General features: G+C 40.8%; 20 protein-coding genes. 5 read left to right on the forward strand and 15 right to left on the reverse strand.

Annotated features, from left to right (window positions below):
- Positions 1 to 155 precede the first annotated feature (155 nt).
- The 4 genes from rpsF to rplI are packed head-to-tail and all read left to right on the forward strand — an operon-like array spanning position 156 to position 1,553.
- On the forward strand, positions 156 to 533 hold the full coding sequence (gene rpsF / locus BKK47_RS03555; RefSeq protein ID WP_059367800.1) for a 30S ribosomal protein S6: 378 nt from the start codon (positions 156 to 158) through the stop codon (positions 531 to 533).
- Entirely contained in the window at positions 520 to 846 is a 327-nt protein-coding gene (gene priB, locus BKK47_RS03560; protein WP_077493539.1) for a primosomal replication protein N, read from the forward strand. The genes rpsF and priB overlap by 14 nt, the downstream gene beginning before the upstream one ends.
- Before the next feature lie 11 nt (positions 847 to 857).
- Positions 858 to 1,088, forward strand: coding sequence for a 30S ribosomal protein S18 (gene rpsR, locus BKK47_RS03565; RefSeq protein WP_018355466.1), 231 nt, complete (start codon positions 858 to 860; stop codon positions 1,086 to 1,088).
- A gap of 15 nt (positions 1,089 to 1,103) precedes the next feature.
- A complete protein-coding gene (rplI, locus tag BKK47_RS03570) occupies positions 1,104 to 1,553 on the forward strand; it encodes a 50S ribosomal protein L9 (RefSeq protein WP_077493540.1) in 450 nt (149 codons plus the stop codon).
- Between the two features lie 79 nt (positions 1,554 to 1,632).
- Here rplI and folB read toward each other — a convergent pair whose 3' ends face one another.
- The gene (folB, locus tag BKK47_RS03575) at positions 1,633 to 2,001 is read right to left on the reverse strand and encodes a dihydroneopterin aldolase (RefSeq protein ID WP_077493541.1); all 369 of its coding nucleotides are present in this window, start codon (positions 1,999 to 2,001) and stop codon (positions 1,633 to 1,635) included.
- A gap of 85 nt (positions 2,002 to 2,086) precedes the next feature.
- On the opposite strand from folB, the gene plsY reads away from it, so the two are divergent.
- Positions 2,087 to 2,686, forward strand: coding sequence for a glycerol-3-phosphate 1-O-acyltransferase PlsY (gene plsY, locus BKK47_RS03580; protein ID WP_077493542.1), 600 nt, complete (start codon positions 2,087 to 2,089; stop codon positions 2,684 to 2,686).
- 40 nt (positions 2,687 to 2,726) lie between these two features.
- On the opposite strand, the gene rpoH is transcribed toward plsY, so the two are convergent.
- The 14 genes from rpoH to fucP form a co-directional block, all read right to left on the reverse strand.
- Complete coding sequence (rpoH, locus tag BKK47_RS03585) at positions 2,727 to 3,572, reverse strand: RNA polymerase sigma factor RpoH (RefSeq protein ID WP_077493543.1); 846 nt, start codon at positions 3,570 to 3,572, stop codon at positions 2,727 to 2,729.
- A 118-nt stretch (positions 3,573 to 3,690) separates the two neighbouring features.
- Complete coding sequence (locus tag BKK47_RS03590) at positions 3,691 to 4,008, reverse strand: DUF2322 family protein (protein ID WP_077493544.1); 318 nt, start codon at positions 4,006 to 4,008, stop codon at positions 3,691 to 3,693.
- Positions 4,009 to 4,087: 79 nt separating this feature from the next.
- Positions 4,088 to 5,113 carry a UDP-N-acetylmuramate dehydrogenase gene (murB, locus tag BKK47_RS03595; protein ID WP_077493545.1) on the reverse strand — a complete coding sequence of 342 codons (1,026 nt, stop codon included), beginning with the start codon at positions 5,111 to 5,113 and terminating at the stop codon, positions 4,088 to 4,090.
- A 9-nt stretch (positions 5,114 to 5,122) separates the two neighbouring features.
- Complete coding sequence (narQ, locus tag BKK47_RS03600) at positions 5,123 to 6,826, reverse strand: nitrate/nitrite two-component system sensor histidine kinase NarQ (protein WP_077493546.1); 1,704 nt, start codon at positions 6,824 to 6,826, stop codon at positions 5,123 to 5,125.
- A gap of 118 nt (positions 6,827 to 6,944) precedes the next feature.
- The gene (locus BKK47_RS03605; RefSeq protein WP_077493547.1) at positions 6,945 to 8,162 is read right to left on the reverse strand and encodes an MFS transporter; all 1,218 of its coding nucleotides are present in this window, start codon (positions 8,160 to 8,162) and stop codon (positions 6,945 to 6,947) included.
- A 182-nt stretch (positions 8,163 to 8,344) separates the two neighbouring features.
- Complete coding sequence (gene glmS, locus BKK47_RS03610; RefSeq protein ID WP_077493548.1) at positions 8,345 to 10,177, reverse strand: glutamine--fructose-6-phosphate transaminase (isomerizing); 1,833 nt, start codon at positions 10,175 to 10,177, stop codon at positions 8,345 to 8,347.
- Between the two features lie 55 nt (positions 10,178 to 10,232).
- Positions 10,233 to 11,006, reverse strand: coding sequence for a DeoR/GlpR family DNA-binding transcription regulator (locus BKK47_RS03615; protein ID WP_077493549.1), 774 nt, complete (start codon positions 11,004 to 11,006; stop codon positions 10,233 to 10,235).
- Between the two features lie 133 nt (positions 11,007 to 11,139).
- Positions 11,140 to 11,412, reverse strand: coding sequence for an HU family DNA-binding protein (locus BKK47_RS03620; protein ID WP_077433789.1), 273 nt, complete (start codon positions 11,410 to 11,412; stop codon positions 11,140 to 11,142).
- A gap of 147 nt (positions 11,413 to 11,559) precedes the next feature.
- Positions 11,560 to 12,150: a YjaG family protein gene (locus BKK47_RS03625; RefSeq protein ID WP_077493550.1), complete on the reverse strand. Its 591-nt coding sequence runs from the start codon at positions 12,148 to 12,150 to the stop codon at positions 11,560 to 11,562.
- Between the two features lie 9 nt (positions 12,151 to 12,159).
- Positions 12,160 to 13,224, reverse strand: coding sequence for a uroporphyrinogen decarboxylase (hemE, locus tag BKK47_RS03630; protein WP_077493551.1), 1,065 nt, complete (start codon positions 13,222 to 13,224; stop codon positions 12,160 to 12,162).
- Positions 13,225 to 14,025, reverse strand: coding sequence for an NAD(+) diphosphatase (gene nudC / locus BKK47_RS03635; RefSeq protein ID WP_077493552.1), 801 nt, complete (start codon positions 14,023 to 14,025; stop codon positions 13,225 to 13,227).
- A 186-nt stretch (positions 14,026 to 14,211) separates the two neighbouring features.
- Positions 14,212 to 15,093 (reverse strand): pirin family protein, encoded by an 882-nt coding sequence (locus tag BKK47_RS03640; protein ID WP_077493553.1) that lies wholly within the window; start codon positions 15,091 to 15,093, stop codon positions 14,212 to 14,214.
- A 256-nt stretch (positions 15,094 to 15,349) separates the two neighbouring features.
- Positions 15,350 to 16,984 (reverse strand): glutamine hydrolyzing CTP synthase, encoded by a 1,635-nt coding sequence (gene pyrG / locus BKK47_RS03645; RefSeq protein ID WP_077493554.1) that lies wholly within the window; start codon positions 16,982 to 16,984, stop codon positions 15,350 to 15,352.
- A 224-nt stretch (positions 16,985 to 17,208) separates the two neighbouring features.
- A partial coding sequence (gene fucP / locus BKK47_RS03650) for an L-fucose:H+ symporter permease (protein WP_077493555.1) occupies positions 17,209 to 18,322 on the reverse strand: 1,114 nt, incomplete at its 5' end.

The following is an 18,322-nucleotide window of genomic DNA, read 5'->3' on the forward strand; positions in this document are numbered from 1 at the left end:
TTTTTTTATTGCCTAAAAAAACTGCAAATCAGTTGCAAAAAACAAAAATTTCGATATAATCCGCAACCCTTAGTCACATTCAATTTTTCGTTCCTTGCCTTTGCAGATTGGTGACTAATCTACGTCAAAGGCTGATTAACCCGTAAGGAGCAGTAATGCGTCACTACGAAATCGTGTTTATGGTTCATCCGGACCAAAGCGAGCAAGTACCAGGTATGATTGAACGTTACACAGGTTCTGTTAAAGAAGCCGGTGGTCAGGTTCATCGCCTAGAAGATTGGGGTCGCCGTCAATTAGCATACCCAATCAACAAATTACACAAAGCACATTATGTGCTTATGAATGTAGAAGCGCCTCAACAAGTCATCGACGAGCTAGAAACGACTTTCCGTTATAACGATGCTGTATTACGCAGTCTTGTTATTCATACTAAGCACGCCGTAACAGAAGCGTCCCCAATGGTTAAAGCAAAAGATGATCGTAAAGCTTTAGCTGAAGTTGAAAACAACGATTTTGAGGATGCTGAAGAGTAATTCAAACATTGATAATCGCTTTTCGTTGACCGGCACTGTGTGCCAACTCCCAAAGCGACATAAAAGCCCTAATGGCATTGAGCATTGCCGGTTTTGGTTGGAACATCGTTCCGAACAGGTTGAAAGCGGTTTACCTCGTCAAGCGTGGTTAAAAATGCCCATTCAAATTAGTGGCAATCGATTAGTAGAAAAAACTCAAAGCATTACGGTCGGCAATCAGCTGTTGGTTGTGGGTTTCATCACCTCACATAGAACTGCAAACGGTTTAAACCAATTAGTTTTACATGCCGAGCAAATCGAATTTATAGATTAGGAGACAGCCAAATGGCACGTTATTTCCGTCGTCGTAAGTTCTGCCGTTTTACAGCGGAAAATGTTGTAGAAATCGATTACAAAGATATCGCTACATTAAAGAACTACATTTCTGAAAGCGGCAAAATTGTACCAAGCCGTATTACCGGTACTCGTGCGAAGTACCAACGTCAATTAGCCCGTGCAATTAAACGCGCGCGTTATTTAGCGTTATTGCCTTACTCTGATGCACATCATCACTAAGAAGGAGAAGGTTAAATGCAAGTTATTCTTTTAGATAAAATTGCTCACCTAGGTAATGTAGGTGACCAAGTAGATGTTAAATCAGGTTTTGCCCGTAACTTCTTAATCCCACAAGGTAAAGCGGTAATGGCAACTAAAGCAAACATCGAACACTTTGAAGCACGTCGTGCCGAATTAGAAGAAAAAGCGGCTAAATCATTAGCAGCTGCAATCGACCGTGCAGAGCGTTTAGAAGCGTTAGAAAAAGTGACTATCACTTCTAAAGCCGGTGATGAAGGTCGTTTGTTCGGTTCTATCACTACCCGTGATGTAGCTGAAGCAGTGACCGCTGCCGGTGTTGAAGTGGCGAAAAGCGAAGTTCGTTTACCAAACGGTCCAATTCGTACTCTTGGTGATCATGATGTTCGTTTCCAACTTCACAGCGAAGTGTTTGCATCATTAAACATCGTTATTGTTGCGGAATAATTTATCCGTAAACAAAAAAACCCGACTTCGGTCGGGTTTTTTTATTGCTAAGTGCGGTAAAAAATTTTGTATTTTTTATTTATTTTATCTCTACCGATAAAGTACTACGCTCAATAACAATCCCTACATTCTGAGCCTGAGCCACCGCTTTAGGCTTACTTAGTTTCAAACGAAGCCACGGAATAGAAAAACGTTTTTGTAACTGTTCAGCCACTTCATAAGCCACACGCTCAACAAGTAAAAAGGGCTTTGCTTGTACATAATCTAAAACAAACTGGCTGACTTCCGCATAATTAAGGCAATACTGTACGTCATCGGTTTCTGCTGCTTTTCGACAATCCCACGCCATTTCAATATCAAACACCAGCTTTTGTTTAATTTGTTGCTCCCAATCATAAACACCGATTTGAGCAAATACCGTTAATTCTTCAATAAAAATACGATCCATATCAGATTCTCCTAAAATTATAGTAGGCGTATGCTAGCAAGTTTAGGTAAAATAGCGAGGAAATTTTGTCATTCTGGGGGATTAAATGAGCCTATTCGCTATTATTTACATGATTTTTGCCTATCTCCTAGGGTCGATTTCCAGTGCAATCTTAATTTGTAGAATAGCAGGCTTGCCTGATCCCCGCCAATATGGCTCTCATAATCCCGGCGCAACGAATGTATTCCGCATTGGTGGACGCTGGACTGCGCTTGCTGTCCTCATTTTTGATATTCTAAAAGGTATGTTACCTGTGTGGGCGGGTTATTATCTAGGATTAACCCAATTTGAATTGGGCATGGTGGCATTAGGGGCTTGTTTAGGGCATATTTTCCCTGTCTTTTTTCGATTTAAAGGTGGAAAAGGAGTTGCTACCGCATTCGGTGCCATTGCACCAATAGCATGGGCTGTCGCGGGATCTATTTTCGGTACTTGGTTTATCGTTTTTTTAGCGAGTGGTTATTCTTCTTTAAGTGCTGTCATCACTGCACTACTCGCGCCCTTTTATGTGTGGTGGTTCAAACCTGAATTTACTTTCCCCGTGGCATTGGTAAGCTGTTTATTGATTTACCGCCATCATGACAACATTCAGCGTCTATGGCGCGGACAAGAAGATAAAGTATGGTCGAAATTAAAGAAAAATTAAAAAACCTGCCAAATGGCAGGTTTTCTTTTTTCAAAAGTCGCTAAAAATTCACCGCACTTTTTAATTTTTTAAGGGCATTAGCCTCAAGTTGACGAATTCGTTCTGCAGAAACATTATATTTTGCAGCCAAATCATGTAGCGTTGCTTTATCATCATCTAACCAACGGGTTTTAATAATATCTTGGCTACGGGCATCAAGATTTTTCAATGCGACACTTAACTGCTCTACTGCTTGGTTTTCAAAATTCTCATTTTCAAGTTCAGCGGCAAAATTAGAACTTTTATCTTCCAAATAAAGTGATGGTGAATAAGTTTCTGTTTCACTGTCATCATTCGGCAAATCAAAGGCCACATCAGCCCCTGTCATACGGGATTCCATTTCAAGTACATCTTCTTTCGATACGCCCAGCTCACTTGCAACCATATCGACTTCATTTTCATTGAACCAACCTAAGCGTTGTTTCGTCTTGCGTAAATTGAAAAATAACTTACGTTGTGCTTTTGTGGTTGCCACTTTCACAATACGCCAGTTTCGCAATACATATTCGTGAATCTCAGCTTTAATCCAATGCACCGCAAAAGAAACCAAGCGCACGCCTACTTCTGGATTAAAACGTTTGACGGCTTTCATTAAGCCGATATTACCCTCTTGGATCAAATCGGCTTGCGGCAATCCATAACCGGAATATCCCCGTGCCACATGAATGACAAAACGAAGATGGGACAATACCAATTTTTTTGCCGCTTCAATATCACCGTTGTAATATAAACGTTCCGCTAGTTCCTTCTCTTCCTCTGCGGTCAACATTGGATATTCATTTGCCGCACGAATATAACCTTCAATACTACCTTGAGGAACTAACATCATTTGTGTTTCTTTATCCATCTTTTTCCTTCTTTATTGGACATTGCCAATTAATGACTTTCGTTATAGCACAATAAAAGGTTTTATTGAACTAATTTGCTCTTTAAGACAGGTTTTACCGATTAAAAGTTCAATATATTTAGTTATTTTTTAACACTTCAAGTTCTAAAATTAAATCTTCATCAATTACTTTGAAAAGTAGATCAATATTCGGGTGTTTACCCTGATTTCTCTTTGCATCTTCCACATGTTCCGCAAACCACTCTATCCCCTGCTGCGCAGAAGTGCGGTCTAATTTCCCATTAAATTTTTCCGCTAGCGCATTATAAAGGCGCAACGATCCTAATTTTCCCACAACCGCAGGAATATTATGGATAATCTCATTGTTTTGCTTTACATTTAATCCCGTTAAATGCTCAGCAGATGGAAGCGTATCTAAAATATCGTTAAAATTCATTTTATTTTCCTTTATTGATAGGAATCTTTGTTTATCCAGCTAATACACCGGTAAATTTTACCACTTATGCACTAAAAAATTAAGCAATCGCCTTCTCGCTATCGATCTCACCCTTTGAGCCAATAAAACGGACTTCAGGTTGGAGATAGACAGCAAATTTTTCCGCCACCATTTGACGGATATGATGCGCGAGCTTCACCACATCTTGCCCTGTCGCATTACCCTCATTAATCAATACTAATGCTTGTTTTTTATGTACCGATGCTCCACCAATTTTAAAGCCTTTAAGATTACATTGATCGATCAACCAACCGGCAGCCAGTTTTACACGCCCATCAGGCTGTGGAAAGTGCGGTAGATTTTCATTGAGTTTTTGTAGTTCGACAAACTGCTCTGCGCTCACTACCGGGTTTTTAAAAAAGCTTCCCGCATTGCCAAATTCATCTGGGTTCGGTAATTTACTTTGGCGAATATAGCAAACCTCATCAAATACCTCTTTCGCTGTTACACTTTCTCTACTAAAATTCGCAAGCGTGCCATATTCCAATACAGGTTGCCAATTTTTTGGCAGTTTTAACCCTACTGCCGTAATCACGTGATCATTCCGATAACGGTGCTTAAAAATACTTTCCCGATAACCAAACTCGCATTCTTCTGCACTTAATCGAAATTGCTTGTTTGTTACCAAATCCAACACATCGACATAATGGCAGACATCTTTAAATTCGACCCCGTAAGCACCGATATTTTGAATCGGCGCCGACCCGGCACACCCCGGAATCAAAGCAAGATTTTCTAGTCCCCCAATGCCTTGTTCAAGCGTGTATTTCACCAAATTATGCCAATTCTCACCGGCATTGACATGGAGATAATGAAAACGCTCATCTTGCTCATGAGTAATACCTTGCAATCGATTGATAATGACTACTCCATCAAAATCTTCGACAAAAAGCATATTGCTACCTTGCCCGAGTAAGAGCGCAGGGAGATTCTGAGCCTTTGCTTTAGACCAAGCCTGTTTCAGTTGTTCAAGACTTTGTACTTCTATAATCTCACGCGCATTCGCAGAGATATGAAAAGTGTGAAAAGGTTGTAAACTTTTCATTGTTTTTCCTTAAAATAATTTTTGCGGCAACGTGATTTTAACCTGCGTACCGCCCTGTTCACGACGACTAATAGTTAATTCGGCATTGAGCTGACTACAACGTTCCGCCATAATATTCAATCCATAATGACCTTCAGGTTCATCCAGAGTTGGAATGCCCACTCCATTATCCTGAATGAGAATTTCGTACTCCCCTTCTGCGTTAGTATGAGCAGTAATACCAACCCTTGTTCCTTTTGAATGTTTAATTGCATTTAAAGTGGCCTCACGTACGACTTGCAGTAAATGGACAAGTTGTTGAGGATTCAAACTTTGTGATGGAAGCTGGCTATTTACGCTCAATTGCATATTGGTTTGCGCACGCAAAGAAGCAACAACTTGTTCCAATGCGAGTTGTAAATTAGCTTCTTGTACCGTTAGACGGAAGGTAGCGAGCAACTCACGCAACTGTACATAACCGCTAGAAAGAGCTTGTTCAAAACTAGCAATAATGGCAAAACTTTCCTGTTGAGCCGATTCATTATTCTTCTTCAAATTATGTTTCAACAAAGCAAGCTGGATCTGTAAAAAAGATAGCACTTGAGCCAATGAATCATGTAACTCCCGAGCAATAATTGAACGCTCTTCCATTAATAAAAGCTGCTCTTGCTGACGTTGATTTTTGTGGAAATACAAAGCCCGTGCTAACATTTGCGCCAAATTTTGCATCATTCTAGGATCGGGACAAGGCAGGCCGGCTTGCCATGAAAGTACGCCTAGCGTCTCATCTTCCACTTTCAACTCTTGTGTTTCTAAGCCCTGATGAGTTTTCTTCTCTCCTAATACAATATCCCAATGTTCAGATCCTAACACTTCCAATTCAATATAGCTCAAATGCTCGCTGAGCAAAATTTGATGTAATACTTGGTTAAGAATTTTATCATTAATTGCATTCACCGTAAGTAATTGTGAGCTTTGGTAAAGAGTCGATAAAGAGCGGTTGGTTTGACGTAATTTTTGAGTTTTTTCATTCACCGCATCTTCCAAACGTGAATACAATTTACCTAATTCCGTGGACATTTGAGTAAACACACGCGCCAGCGTACCAAGCTCATTATCATTTCTCGTATCCAATGGGATATGGTTAAACTGGCGCATTTGTACTTGTATGCTGGCACGTGTCAGTAATTTGAGCGGTTTGACCACTTCACGCTGAGTAAACCAAATTACATAAGACACCATTCCCACAATCAGTAACATAGAAAAACACAATACAGATAAGGCAAAAAACCATTTTTGTTCGCTAAAACGTTGCAGTTCAAAAACAAAATAATCCACTTCACTCACATAATCCGTCAGATTTTGGCTATATTGGTGAATATTATTTTGACGGGCAAAAGTTTCCATTTCTACCCAACGTTCAAGGATAGTTTGATAGGATTGTTTCACTACGTCCGGTGTAAAAAGCTGATGTTGAATATCCACCAAACTTGGAGCGTGGAGGCTTTTTTCATAAAAACGCAGGTTTTTCTCAACGGTTTCCGGTTGTTTTTCCATCAAGTACAGCAAACGGTAACTTTGCATACGCAGTGAACCGGAAACGTTAATTGCTTCCGCATCGGATTTATTACTTGTCATAATTGCCAAGCTTAAAGAACTGATCACGCCTGCGACAATAATGATAAGAAAAAGATATTTCGCAATACGTAAAGAAACAGAACGAGTAATTTGCACAAGACTACCTTTATGAAAAAACTCGTGCTAGTTTAGCATAAAAACGCACAGGATTTTAAATAAGAAATCCGCCTTGTAATAAGACGGATTTAAAAATAAACCTAAAATCAACCGCACTTTATTGTAACGCTTTGCCTTTTAGTTCCGGAACAAGGAAAATCGTGGCAACCATATCAATTACATAAATAATTGCCAAGAATGCAATGGCAAGACTGAATGAGTAAGCTGAAACAATCGCCCCCACGACAACCGGTCCAAAACCACCTACCGCACGTCCTAAGTTAAACAACACATTCTGTGCTGTCGCACGTGCTTCTGTAGGATAAGCTTCTGCCATTAACGCGCCATAACCGCCCATCATACCGTTTACAAACATGCCTAAGAACGCACCGGCAATCAACATTATCGTTGGGTCAGTGAGTTGTGAATAAGCCACAATGCTGACTACTGCACCAAGCTGGAATAATAAGAAACTCGGTTTGCGTCCTATTTTATCGGCAAGACGACCAAAAATCCAAATACCCAACATCATTCCACACACGGTGACAGCCGTCCAGATACCCGATTTCGTTAAACTAAAGCCGAGTTGTTTTGAGAGAAAATTTGGCATCCAAATCATAATCCCGTAGTAACCAAAATTTTGCACGGATGTCAGCACAACGACCCCTAAACTTACTTTCGCCGTCGCTTTATCTTTCACTAAAAGCTTAAAAGATTCCAATTTTGATGTTTTTTGTGCTGAAAGTGCGGTCTGTTTTTGAGTAAAAATTTCAGGTTCGTGCAAACGGACCCGCAAATACCATGCCACAAGTGCCGGAAAAATGCCGAGAATAAACATACCACGCCAACCGATATAGGGTAGCAATGCCGGCGTTAATAATGCTGCACCTAACACGCCCACTTGCCAGCCTAAAGCCACATAAGAGGCAGCTCTGGCACGATGACGTGCAGGCCAAGCCTCAATAGCAAGCGCCATACCGATACCAAACTCACCGCCTAAACCAATACCGGCAATCGTGCGATAAATTAATAAATCCCAGTAACCTTGGGCAAGGGCGCACAAACCGGTGAAAACAGCAAATAATACAATCGTCCACGTCAGAACACGTACACGACCATATTTATCGCTTAATGCACCAAACACAATACCGCCGAATACAGCACCGATCAATGTCCAAGTGACAAGTGATCCTGACTGAGCCGGTGTAAGATTAAGATCAGCAGAAATAGCGCTGAGCATAAAACCAAGAATAAGTAAATCGAAACCGTCCATTGCATAGCCGACGGCAGAGCCAATAAGGGCTTTCCAGCCATATTGATTGACTTTAGTTGTCATGTTGATGTCCTTTTACTACTCACAGGTAGTGTTTAAAGTGGAGAAAGGTTATGTAATGAACGGCGAAACTATCCACGCTCAAAATCGGGACGTAGTTTAAAGAATCTTGTTATGTTAAGCAAATAAAAAAGCACGAAAATTATATTTCGTGCTTTTAAAACAATGATTAAATCAACCGCAATTTATTCAACGGTTACCGCTTTTGCAAGATTACGCGGTTGATCCACATCCGTACCTTTGATTAAAGCCACGTGATATGCCAATAATTGCATCGGCACGGTATAAAAAATCGGAGCAATGATTTCATTCACTTTTGGCATAGTGATAATTTTCATACCTTTCGTTTCACTAAAACCGGCCTCTTTATCCGCAAAGACGTATAATTGACCACCACGAGCGCGTACTTCTTCAATATTTGATTTCACTTTTTCTAATAAATCATTGGTTGGAGCCACCACGATCACCGGCATATCTGCATCAATTAATGCTAACGGACCATGTTTTAGTTCACCCGCAGCATAGGCTTCTGCATGAATATAAGAAATTTCTTTTAATTTCAAAGAAGCTTCCACGGCAATCGGATAATATTCGCCACGACCTAAGAACAGAGCGTGATTTTTTTCAGCAAAATCTTCTGCAAGAAGCTCAATATCTTTATCAAAAGTTAAACTTTTTTCAATATCTGCCGGGAGAGAATGCAATGCTTTCACAATTTCTTTCTCTTTTTCATCGGAAATATTACCATTAAGTTTACCGATTGCAGTCACTAACATGAGCATTGCGGCTAATTGGGTAGTAAAAGCTTTTGTTGAAGCTACGCCAATTTCCACCCCTGCACGAGTCATAAACGCAAGATCAGATTCACGCACAAGAGAAGATCCAGCGACGTTACAAATCGTCATTGCCGCCATATAGCCTTTTTCTTTCGCTAAACGAAGGGCGGCTAAAGTGTCAGCCGTTTCACCGGATTGAGAAAGCGTGAGTAATAAGCTGTTTGGGCGAGTGACAAATTTGCGATAACGGAACTCAGAGGCGATTTCTACATCACAGCTTACACCCGCAAGAGCCTCAAACCAATAACGTGCGACCATACCGGCATTGTAAGATGTACCACAGGCGACAATTTGAATATGCTGTACTTTCTCCAAAATGTCTTTCGCCCCATTGCCAATAGATTCCACTATCACGTTATTATGATTAATACGACCTTCCATCGTATTGATAAGTGCGGTCGGTTGTTCAAAAATTTCTTTTTGCATAAAGTGGCGGAATTTGCCTTTCTCCGCCGCATCATTTTCAAGGTTGGATTCATGCACTTCACGCTCAACTTTATTTCCTTGCGCATCATAAATATCCACGGTGCGACGTGTGATTTCCGCAATATCCCCCTCTTCCAAGAAAATAAAACGACGGGTCACACTCAACAATGCTAACTGATCTGATGCCAAGAAATTTTCACCAATCCCTAAACCAATCACTAATGGACTACCGGAACGGGCTGCCACCAAATGTTCTGGATGATTGCGATCTAGCACCACCATACCATAAGCGCCGGTAAGTTGTTTCACTACGTTTTGCACTGCGACAAGTAAGGAATCCGTGCTACGCATTTCCCATTCCACTAGATGAGCGATAACTTCAGTATCAGTTTGTGAAAGAAACACATAACCACGGGATTTTAATAATTCACGCAATTCTTCATGATTTTCGATAATACCATTATGCACCACTGCAAAATTGCCGGAAACGTGAGGGTGAGCATTCGCTTCCGAAGGTTCACCATGAGTAGCCCAACGCGTATGCGCAATACCCGTTCCGCCAATTAACGGTTTCACCGCAACGGCTTCATCCAATGCCTTAACCTTACCCAAACAACGAACACGTTGTAATTCATGCTGCGCATTGACCACCGCCACTCCGGCTGAATCATAGCCACGATACTCTAAACGGTGTAATCCATTGATTAAAATTTCTGCTACATCACGTTGCGCAACTGCACCTACAATACCACACATAAGTTTTCCCTATTTACTAACTAATTTGAAAAATAATGATAATTTTGACCGCACTTTATACGCAGATCACGTCCACACCTTGTGCCAAAATCGCTTGTTTATCTTGTTCTGACAGCCCGCTATCCGTAATCAACACATTTATTTGCTGCCAAGTTAACTCTAAATTAGGCATTTTTCTGCCAATTTTTTGGGATTCCACCATCACAATCACTTCACGAGAAACTTCCGCCATAACTTGGCTCAAACCAACTAACTCATTAAATGTCGTTGTTCCCCGCTCTAAATCAACACCGTCTGCACCAATAAAGAGCTGATCGAAATCATAAGATCGCAATACCTGTTCTGCTATTTTGCCTTGGAAAGATTCAGAGCGTATATCCCATGTGCCGCCCGTCATTAATAAAGTCGGTTCATTCTCCAAAGCCCGAAGCTCCGTTGCCACTGAAAGAGAATTTGTCATCACAATCAAGCCTTGTTTGCGATTAAGCTGCTTAATCAATGCCGCTGTGGTGCTACCGCTATCCACAATAATACGATTGTGATCACGAATACATTCTGCCGCAGCCTTAGCTATGACCAGCTTTCGTTTCGAAAGTTCCTCATTTTCGTTTTCATCAATAATCTCTTTTGGCATTAGGATCGCGCCACCATATTTACGCAATAAAAAACCGCTACTTTCTAATGCGCTTAAATCCTTACGGATAGTTACTTCTGATGTATCAAGTCGTTGAACTAGCTGCTCTACACTCACTTCACCTTGTTGTTGCAAATACTGCATAATTACGTGTCGTCGCTGTTGTGTATTGCGTGGCTGAAAGGTTCGTTTCATTAATGGCTCTTAAAATATGACGGAATAAATTTCGATTCGAAAGATTATAGCAGTGCATTGCTTTTGTAAAGAAATTTTAGCCAACAAAAAACCCTGCTCAAGGCAGGGTCCTTTATAGCAATTTATGCACCAATTATTTGATTGCGTCTTTTAATGCTTTACCGGATACAAATGCTGGTACTTTAGATGCAGCAATTTTAATTTCTGCACCGGTTTGTGGATTACGACCAGTACGCGCTGCACGTTGGTTCACTTTAAATGTACCGAAACCAATTAATTGTACCGGCTCACCTTTTTTAAGGCTTGCAGCGATTGCTTCTAAAGTTGCTTCCAATGCTGCTTTAGCTTGTTTTTTATTTAGCTCTGCAGCACTTGCAATTGCATCAATTAAATCTGTTTTGTTCATAGACTTTACCTTTCGTTAAATTTAATTTGTTTCTTTAATAAAGCGCGCCACCAAGCATTCAGCCTAGGCAACAACGGCTTCATAAAGCATAATCTAACTTTCAATGAAATAAAAGTAAGATTTTTTAAAATTGTGATAAATCTCACGTTATTGGTTAAATTTTATACCAATATTGGATATTCCCTCAGTTCTAATTTCGTTTTTTATATCCAAAATCAGTGCAACATCCCGTTTTTCACATTCTTTTAACAAACGATAAATTTGCCACTGCACATCCAATTCAGCTTGAATATCCTCGCATTCTTTGAGCTCACTTTCAGAAAAATGACGACTGTTTTCCGTTTCCAATAACGCCGTAATCGTCCCCAAAGAAATGTGGCTGATTTTGACCGCTCTTTCTAGGGTTTCTCCTGCAATAATTCCGTGCAAAATCTCAGCTAATGCTTCACTGGCATCAAGTGCAGGTACCACACCAAAATTATCATAATTATTCACATCAGGAATAATGTCTTCCAATTTTTCCAACTGGTTCTCAAAATTAATTTTGCAATCTTTTATTGTTAAATACTCCCACACAAGGTTGATAATATTTTGGTAGAGTTTGCCCTCAGCTTCCATATTATTCATTTGGCAGAACAATTTAAAATTCGGCATCATACGCTCGCACAATGCCGCCATAAAAGTTAAATGTTGCCAGCTTTCAAGGTTTTCCAAACGTTTATGAATAGGATTTCGCATCTTATTTCTTTATTTATGATAAGTTTTAGAATATTCGTGAATCGCATCAACGAACACTTTCGGTGCATTTTCCGGCACATTTTGGTGAATACCGTGCCCCAAATTGAACACGTGTCCGCTACCCTCGCCAAAATCCGCTAAAATTGACCGCACTTCTTGTTCAATGCGTTCTGCCGGCGCGTAAAGCACACTTGGATCCATGTTGCCTTGTAACGCAACTTTGTGTCCGACACGTGCTTTTGCCTCCGCTAAATTGACCGTCCAGTCCAAGCCGATTGCATCACAGCCGGTGTTGGCAATAGCTTCAAGCCATAGCCCACCACCTTTAGTAAAAAGGGTGATCGGCACAGTACGCCCTTCATTTTCACGAATCAAACCATCAACAATTTTGTGCATGTATTGAAGAGAAAAATCCAAATATTCACGATGCCCCAATACCCCGCCCCAAGTGTCAAACACCATCACAGATTGTGCACCGGCTTTGATTTGGGCATTCAGGTAAAGAATGACGGCATTTGCCAATTTATCTAATAATAAATGTAACGTTTGCGGCTCTGCATACATCATTTTTTTAATTTTACTGAAGGTTTTACTGCTGCCACCTTCCACCATATAAGTGGCGAGCGTCCACGGGCTACCGGAAAAGCCGATAAGCGGCACTTCGCCCTTTAGTTCACGACGAATGGTGCGTACTGCGTTCATTACATATTGCAGCTCTTGTTCCGGATCAGGAATCGGAAGATTTTCAACCGTACTTTTGCTTTCAATTGGTCTGGCAAATTTAGGGCCTTCGCCGACACCAAAACTCAAGCCTAACCCCATCGCATCGGGGATAGTTAAAATATCGGAAAATAAAATCGCCGCATCAAGATCATAACGGCGGAGAGGTTGTAAGGTTACTTCACAAGCTAAATCCGCATTGCGACAAAGGGACATAAAATCCCCGGCTTGCGCACGTGTCGCTTTATATTCCGGCAAATAACGCCCTGCCTGGCGCATCATCCATACCGGTGTGTAATCCACGGGTTGGCGTAATAAGGCTTTTAAATAGCGATCATTTTTTAATACTGACATTTAGGTTTCCTTTTTGTTATCTGCCACTTTACAAAGCTCAAGCGTAGCATGAATTAATTTTCGTGCGATAGTACCTGTTGGAGGTAATTCTGGCAAGGGCTGATGATAAGAAAACCATTGTGCATCATGAATTTCCGTTTCCTGTAAAGAAATCTCACCACTCTCATAATCAGCTAAAAAACCGACCATTTGTGAATTCGGAAACGCCCAAGGTTGACTACCGAAATAACGAATATTTTTAATCCGAATCCCCGTTTCTTCAAATACCTCCCGATGAACAGCCTGTTCAAAGCTTTCCCCTACTTCAACAAAACCGGCAAGCGTGGTGTACATTCCACCACCGGGCTGATAATGTCGTTTATGATTGGCGAGTAAAATTTGCGTGCCACGGCGTACCGCAACAATAATGGAAGGATGAATGACGGGGTAAGTACGATAACCGCAATTCGTACACTGCATAGCAATTTCATCTTCTGTTTGGCGGTTGGAACGACCGCACTTGCCACAAAATTGATGGGTTTTCAGAAAATGGTTAATTTCCACGCCACGACTTAACAAATAAAACTTTTCCTCCGGAAGAAAAAGCAAATCCCTTAAACTAAAATACTCTCTTTGATCATCCTGTTGTTCTTCAATAAGCCATAATGGCTGCCCTGCCCATTCACCAATCAACATACCTTTTAAATTTTCAAAACCAAGCGATACAGCCGTTCCGTAAGGTAATTCTCCCTTTATCAAGTATAAATTGGAACCTTGTGTGAGAAGCCAATATCCTGAATCTGTGGCTTTAATACTGTGCATAAAATATCCCCCAAAATGACCGCACTTTTTTGATTATTTTACCAACTTACAAACCTACAAGCTTAGTTTTAATTCACAATTAGATTTTCCAAAAAAAACAATATGACATATAGCAGAGAAAATATAAAAGGGTAAATCCTTAAATGGAATTTACCCTTAAATTTAAGCACGGAGGCTTATCATTTTTTAGTTTAAACGTCCGAATTTACCGGTTTGCACATCGTTAAAAGCTTCAACAATTTGCTCGCGGGTATTCATCACAAATGGACCGTAGCCCACAATCGGCTCATTAAGCGGTTCACCGGTAAGAATTAACAATTTAGCGTCATTGTTAGATTCAATAAGTACATCGGCACCACCACGCTCGAAAGTCACTAACTCGCCACGGCGCGCAACCGCCTCTCCGCCGACTTGAATCGTTCCCTCTAATACAAGGATAACCACATTATGACTTTCCGGCACACTAAAAGTATGTGTCGCATTTGCATTCATCGTGGTATCCCACATATTAATCGGGCTAAAGGTGCTCGCAGAACCCGTTGTTTCTAATAACTCACCGGCAATCACACGTACTTGCCCCGCATCGTTAGGCAATTTCACGACCGGAATATCTGCCGATTTAATGGCTTGGTATTTCGGTGTGGTCATTTTATCTTTTGCCGGTAGATTCACCCAAAGCTGCACCATTTCGAATAATCCGCCTTCTTTAGCAAATTTTTCCGAATGCATTTCTTCGTGCATCACACCGGAGCCTGCCGTCATCCATTGCACATCGCCGGTACCGATTGTTCCACCTCCACCATGAGAATCACGATGAGACACTTCGCCTTGATAAGCAATCGTCACAGTTTCAAAACCACGATGTGGATGCTCTTCCACACCACGTAAATCAAATTCTGAATTATCACGACGACCGCCTTGGAAGAATTTTGGTGGGTTATAATCCATTAAAAGAAACGGATCAAGATTTTTATCTTTATCGTTATAACTAAACATTGACGCCACATGGAAACCATTACCTACCCAGTGTTTTTCCGGTGCAGTAAATACATTTGCTACTTTTTTCATATCAAACTCCTTAATTTATTGTTAGAACCTATCGTTCTGCTGATGGCGAGCATTATATACTTTACAAAATCTGAATAAATAGCGCTTTAGTTAAAATATAATTTACTAATAAGAAAAAATAGTCTCAATGATATGAATAAATTTCAATAAGCGAAAAAGATTGTCCCCTGGCTGAATGTCGTTCCCATGGTTCTTAATAAAACAAAAAGTGCGGTTAAATTTTTAACCGCACTTTTTATCGTTTTATAGTCAAAAGTTAAGCTGATTTTTTGTGATTTTCGTAAGCTGCTTTAACAAAACCGGCAAATAACGGGTGTCCATCACGTGGCGTGGAGGTAAATTCCGGATGGAACTGGCACGCCACAAACCAAGGGTGATTTGGCACTTCAATGATTTCCACTAGTTTTTTATCCGCAGATAAACCGGTTACCTTCAATCCCGCCTTTTCAATTTGTGGAAGTAAGACGTTATTCACTTCATAGCGGTGGCGATGACGTTCTTCAATGGTTTCTGCACCATATAATTCACGCGCACGGCTTCCCTCTACTAAATGACACTGTTGTGCCCCTAAACGCATAGTACCACCAAGATCAGATTTGTCGGAACGCACTTCCGTATTGCCCTCGGCATCTTGCCATTCTGTAATTAATGCCACAACAGGCTGTTCACAATGACGGTCAAACTCGGAAGAGTTTGCTTTGGTTAGCCCAGCTACGTTGCGTGCATACTCAATCAATGCTGTTTGCATCCCTAAACAAATGCCTAAATAAGGCACATTGTTCTCACGTGCATATTGTGCGGTACGAATTTTACCTTCCACCCCACGATAACCAAAACCACCCGGTACAAGAATACCATTCACACCTTGAAGTACCTCTACACCTTTGGTTTCTACATCTTGTGAATCAATATATTTAATATTCACCGATAGGCGATTGGTTAATCCGGCGTGTTTTAATGCTTCATTCACGGATTTATAGGCATCCGGCAATTCCGTATATTTGCCCACCATACCAATGGTTACTTCCCCGACAGGATTAGCTTGTTTATAAAGCACCTGTTCCCATTCGGAAAGATCCGCCTCCTGGCAATTTAAACGGAAACGATCGCAAACAAAATCATCCAATCCTTGCGATTTCAATAATGCCGGAATTTGATAGATCGAATTCACATCTTTTAATGAAATTACTGCACGCTCCGGTACATTACAAAACAGTGCGATTTTCTCCCGTTCATTTGGCGGAATCATTCTATCGGAACGACAAATCAACACATCAGGCTGAATCCCGATGGAAAGCAATTCTTTAACCGAATGTTGAGTTGGTTTGGTTTTGACTTCACCGGCTGTTGGAATGTAAGGTACAAGAGTTAAATGCATAAATAATGTATGCTCACGCCCCACTTGTACGGCAAGCTGGCGCAGTGCTTCCAAGAATGGGAGAGATTCAATATCGCCCACGGTTCCGCCCACTTCCACAATCACTACATCATGCCCTTGAGCCCCTGCAATCACGCGATCTTTAATCTCATTAGTGATATGAGGAATCACTTGAATCGTTGCGCCAAGATAATCACCACGGCGTTCTTTACGGAGCACTTCCGAATAAATTTTACCGGTAGTGAAATTATTACGTTTCGTCATTTTCGTACGAATGAAACGCTCATAATGACCTAAATCCAAATCCGTTTCCGCCCCGTCTTGTGTCACAAACACTTCACCATGTTGGGTAGGACTCATCGTGCCCGGATCCACATTGATATAGGGATCAAGTTTCATTATCGTAACGTTTAAACCGCGTGCTTCTAAAATTGCCGCCAATGATGCCGCTGCAATACCTTTACCGAGCGATGAAACCACACCGCCTGTGACGAAAATATAATTTGTAGCCATAGGAAACCTATTTTTGTTGGGATAGAAATGATTATAGCTAATCATCTTGCGAGACATTTCACAAAAAGTGCGGTCGGAAATTGAAGAAGATTAGCTATCAAAGACGGGACGGTAGTTTACCTTATTTGTTGATCTAACTCAACGGGAATACGGAATTAAACGCAAGGTTTATCCATCAAATTTGTTAAAAAATGACCGCACTTTAAGCGCAGTCATTCGTACTATTATTTAAGAATTTTCCAAGCTCTAAATCCGTAGATAGCAATCACCACAAAGCAAATAAGAGGTAGAATGAAAGAGAAATTCACCGCAGGTAGCCCCATTACCTCACCTAGATCAATAATCATCCCTTGTAACGGTGGCATTAGCGCGCCACCAACAATAGCCATGACTAAACCTGCTGCACCGATTGTGGATTCTTCTTTTAAGCCATTGAGTGCAATGCCATAAATTGTCGGGAACATCAGTGACATAAAACCAGAGGTCAAAATTAAGCAATACAATCCCCATATTCCGTCAATGAAAATCACACCGAGAATGCTAAAGAAGCCACCAATAGCAAAGAGCATTAACATAAATTCAGATCTGAGATATTTCATAAGACTGGTACTAATGAAACGACTGGCGATAAAAATCCCCATCGCAATAATATTGAAATTTTGACCTTCCGCCTTAGTAAAACCTAAACGTTCTGCATATTGAACAATAAACGTCCAACACATAATTTGCACACCCACGTAAAAAACTTGCGCAATGACGCCCTCACGATATTTTGCTTTTTGCATCAAACGGCTGACAGCTTCTTTAAAAGTAATATGACAATCACCTTCTTCAACCCTTACTTTCGGCATTTTGTAAAGACTGATAATGATCAGTACCGCAATCACCACAAAACCTAATATAATGTACGGATTACGAATTTCAGCTAAATCATGAGTACGAATCCCCATTTTTTCCGTTTCTGACAACGTATGGAAAATCAAATTACCGGCAGTATCGCGTTTATCGGACTCAAGATTTGTTAACACCAGTTGAGAAGCCACAAACATCCCCGTAATTGAACCTAACGGGTTAAAAGATTGAGCAAAATTCAAACGACGTGTCGCAGTTTGCGGATCTCCCATAGCGAGAATATAAGGGTTTGCCGTCGTTTCCAAAAATGCCAGACCAAAGGTTAAAATATAAAGTGAAATCAAGAAAAAATTAAACTCCTCATATTGTGCAGCCGGCCAGAATAAAAACGCACCGACAGCATAGAGAACAAGTCCTAACATAATTCCTGCTTTATAACTGTATCGGCTGGCAAAAATAGCGGCGGGAATCGCCATCGTGCCGTAA

The sequence above is a fragment of the Rodentibacter mrazii genome (genome assembly GCF_001998825.1).
Taxonomy (GTDB): Bacteria; Pseudomonadota; Gammaproteobacteria; order Enterobacterales; family Pasteurellaceae; genus Rodentibacter; species Rodentibacter mrazii.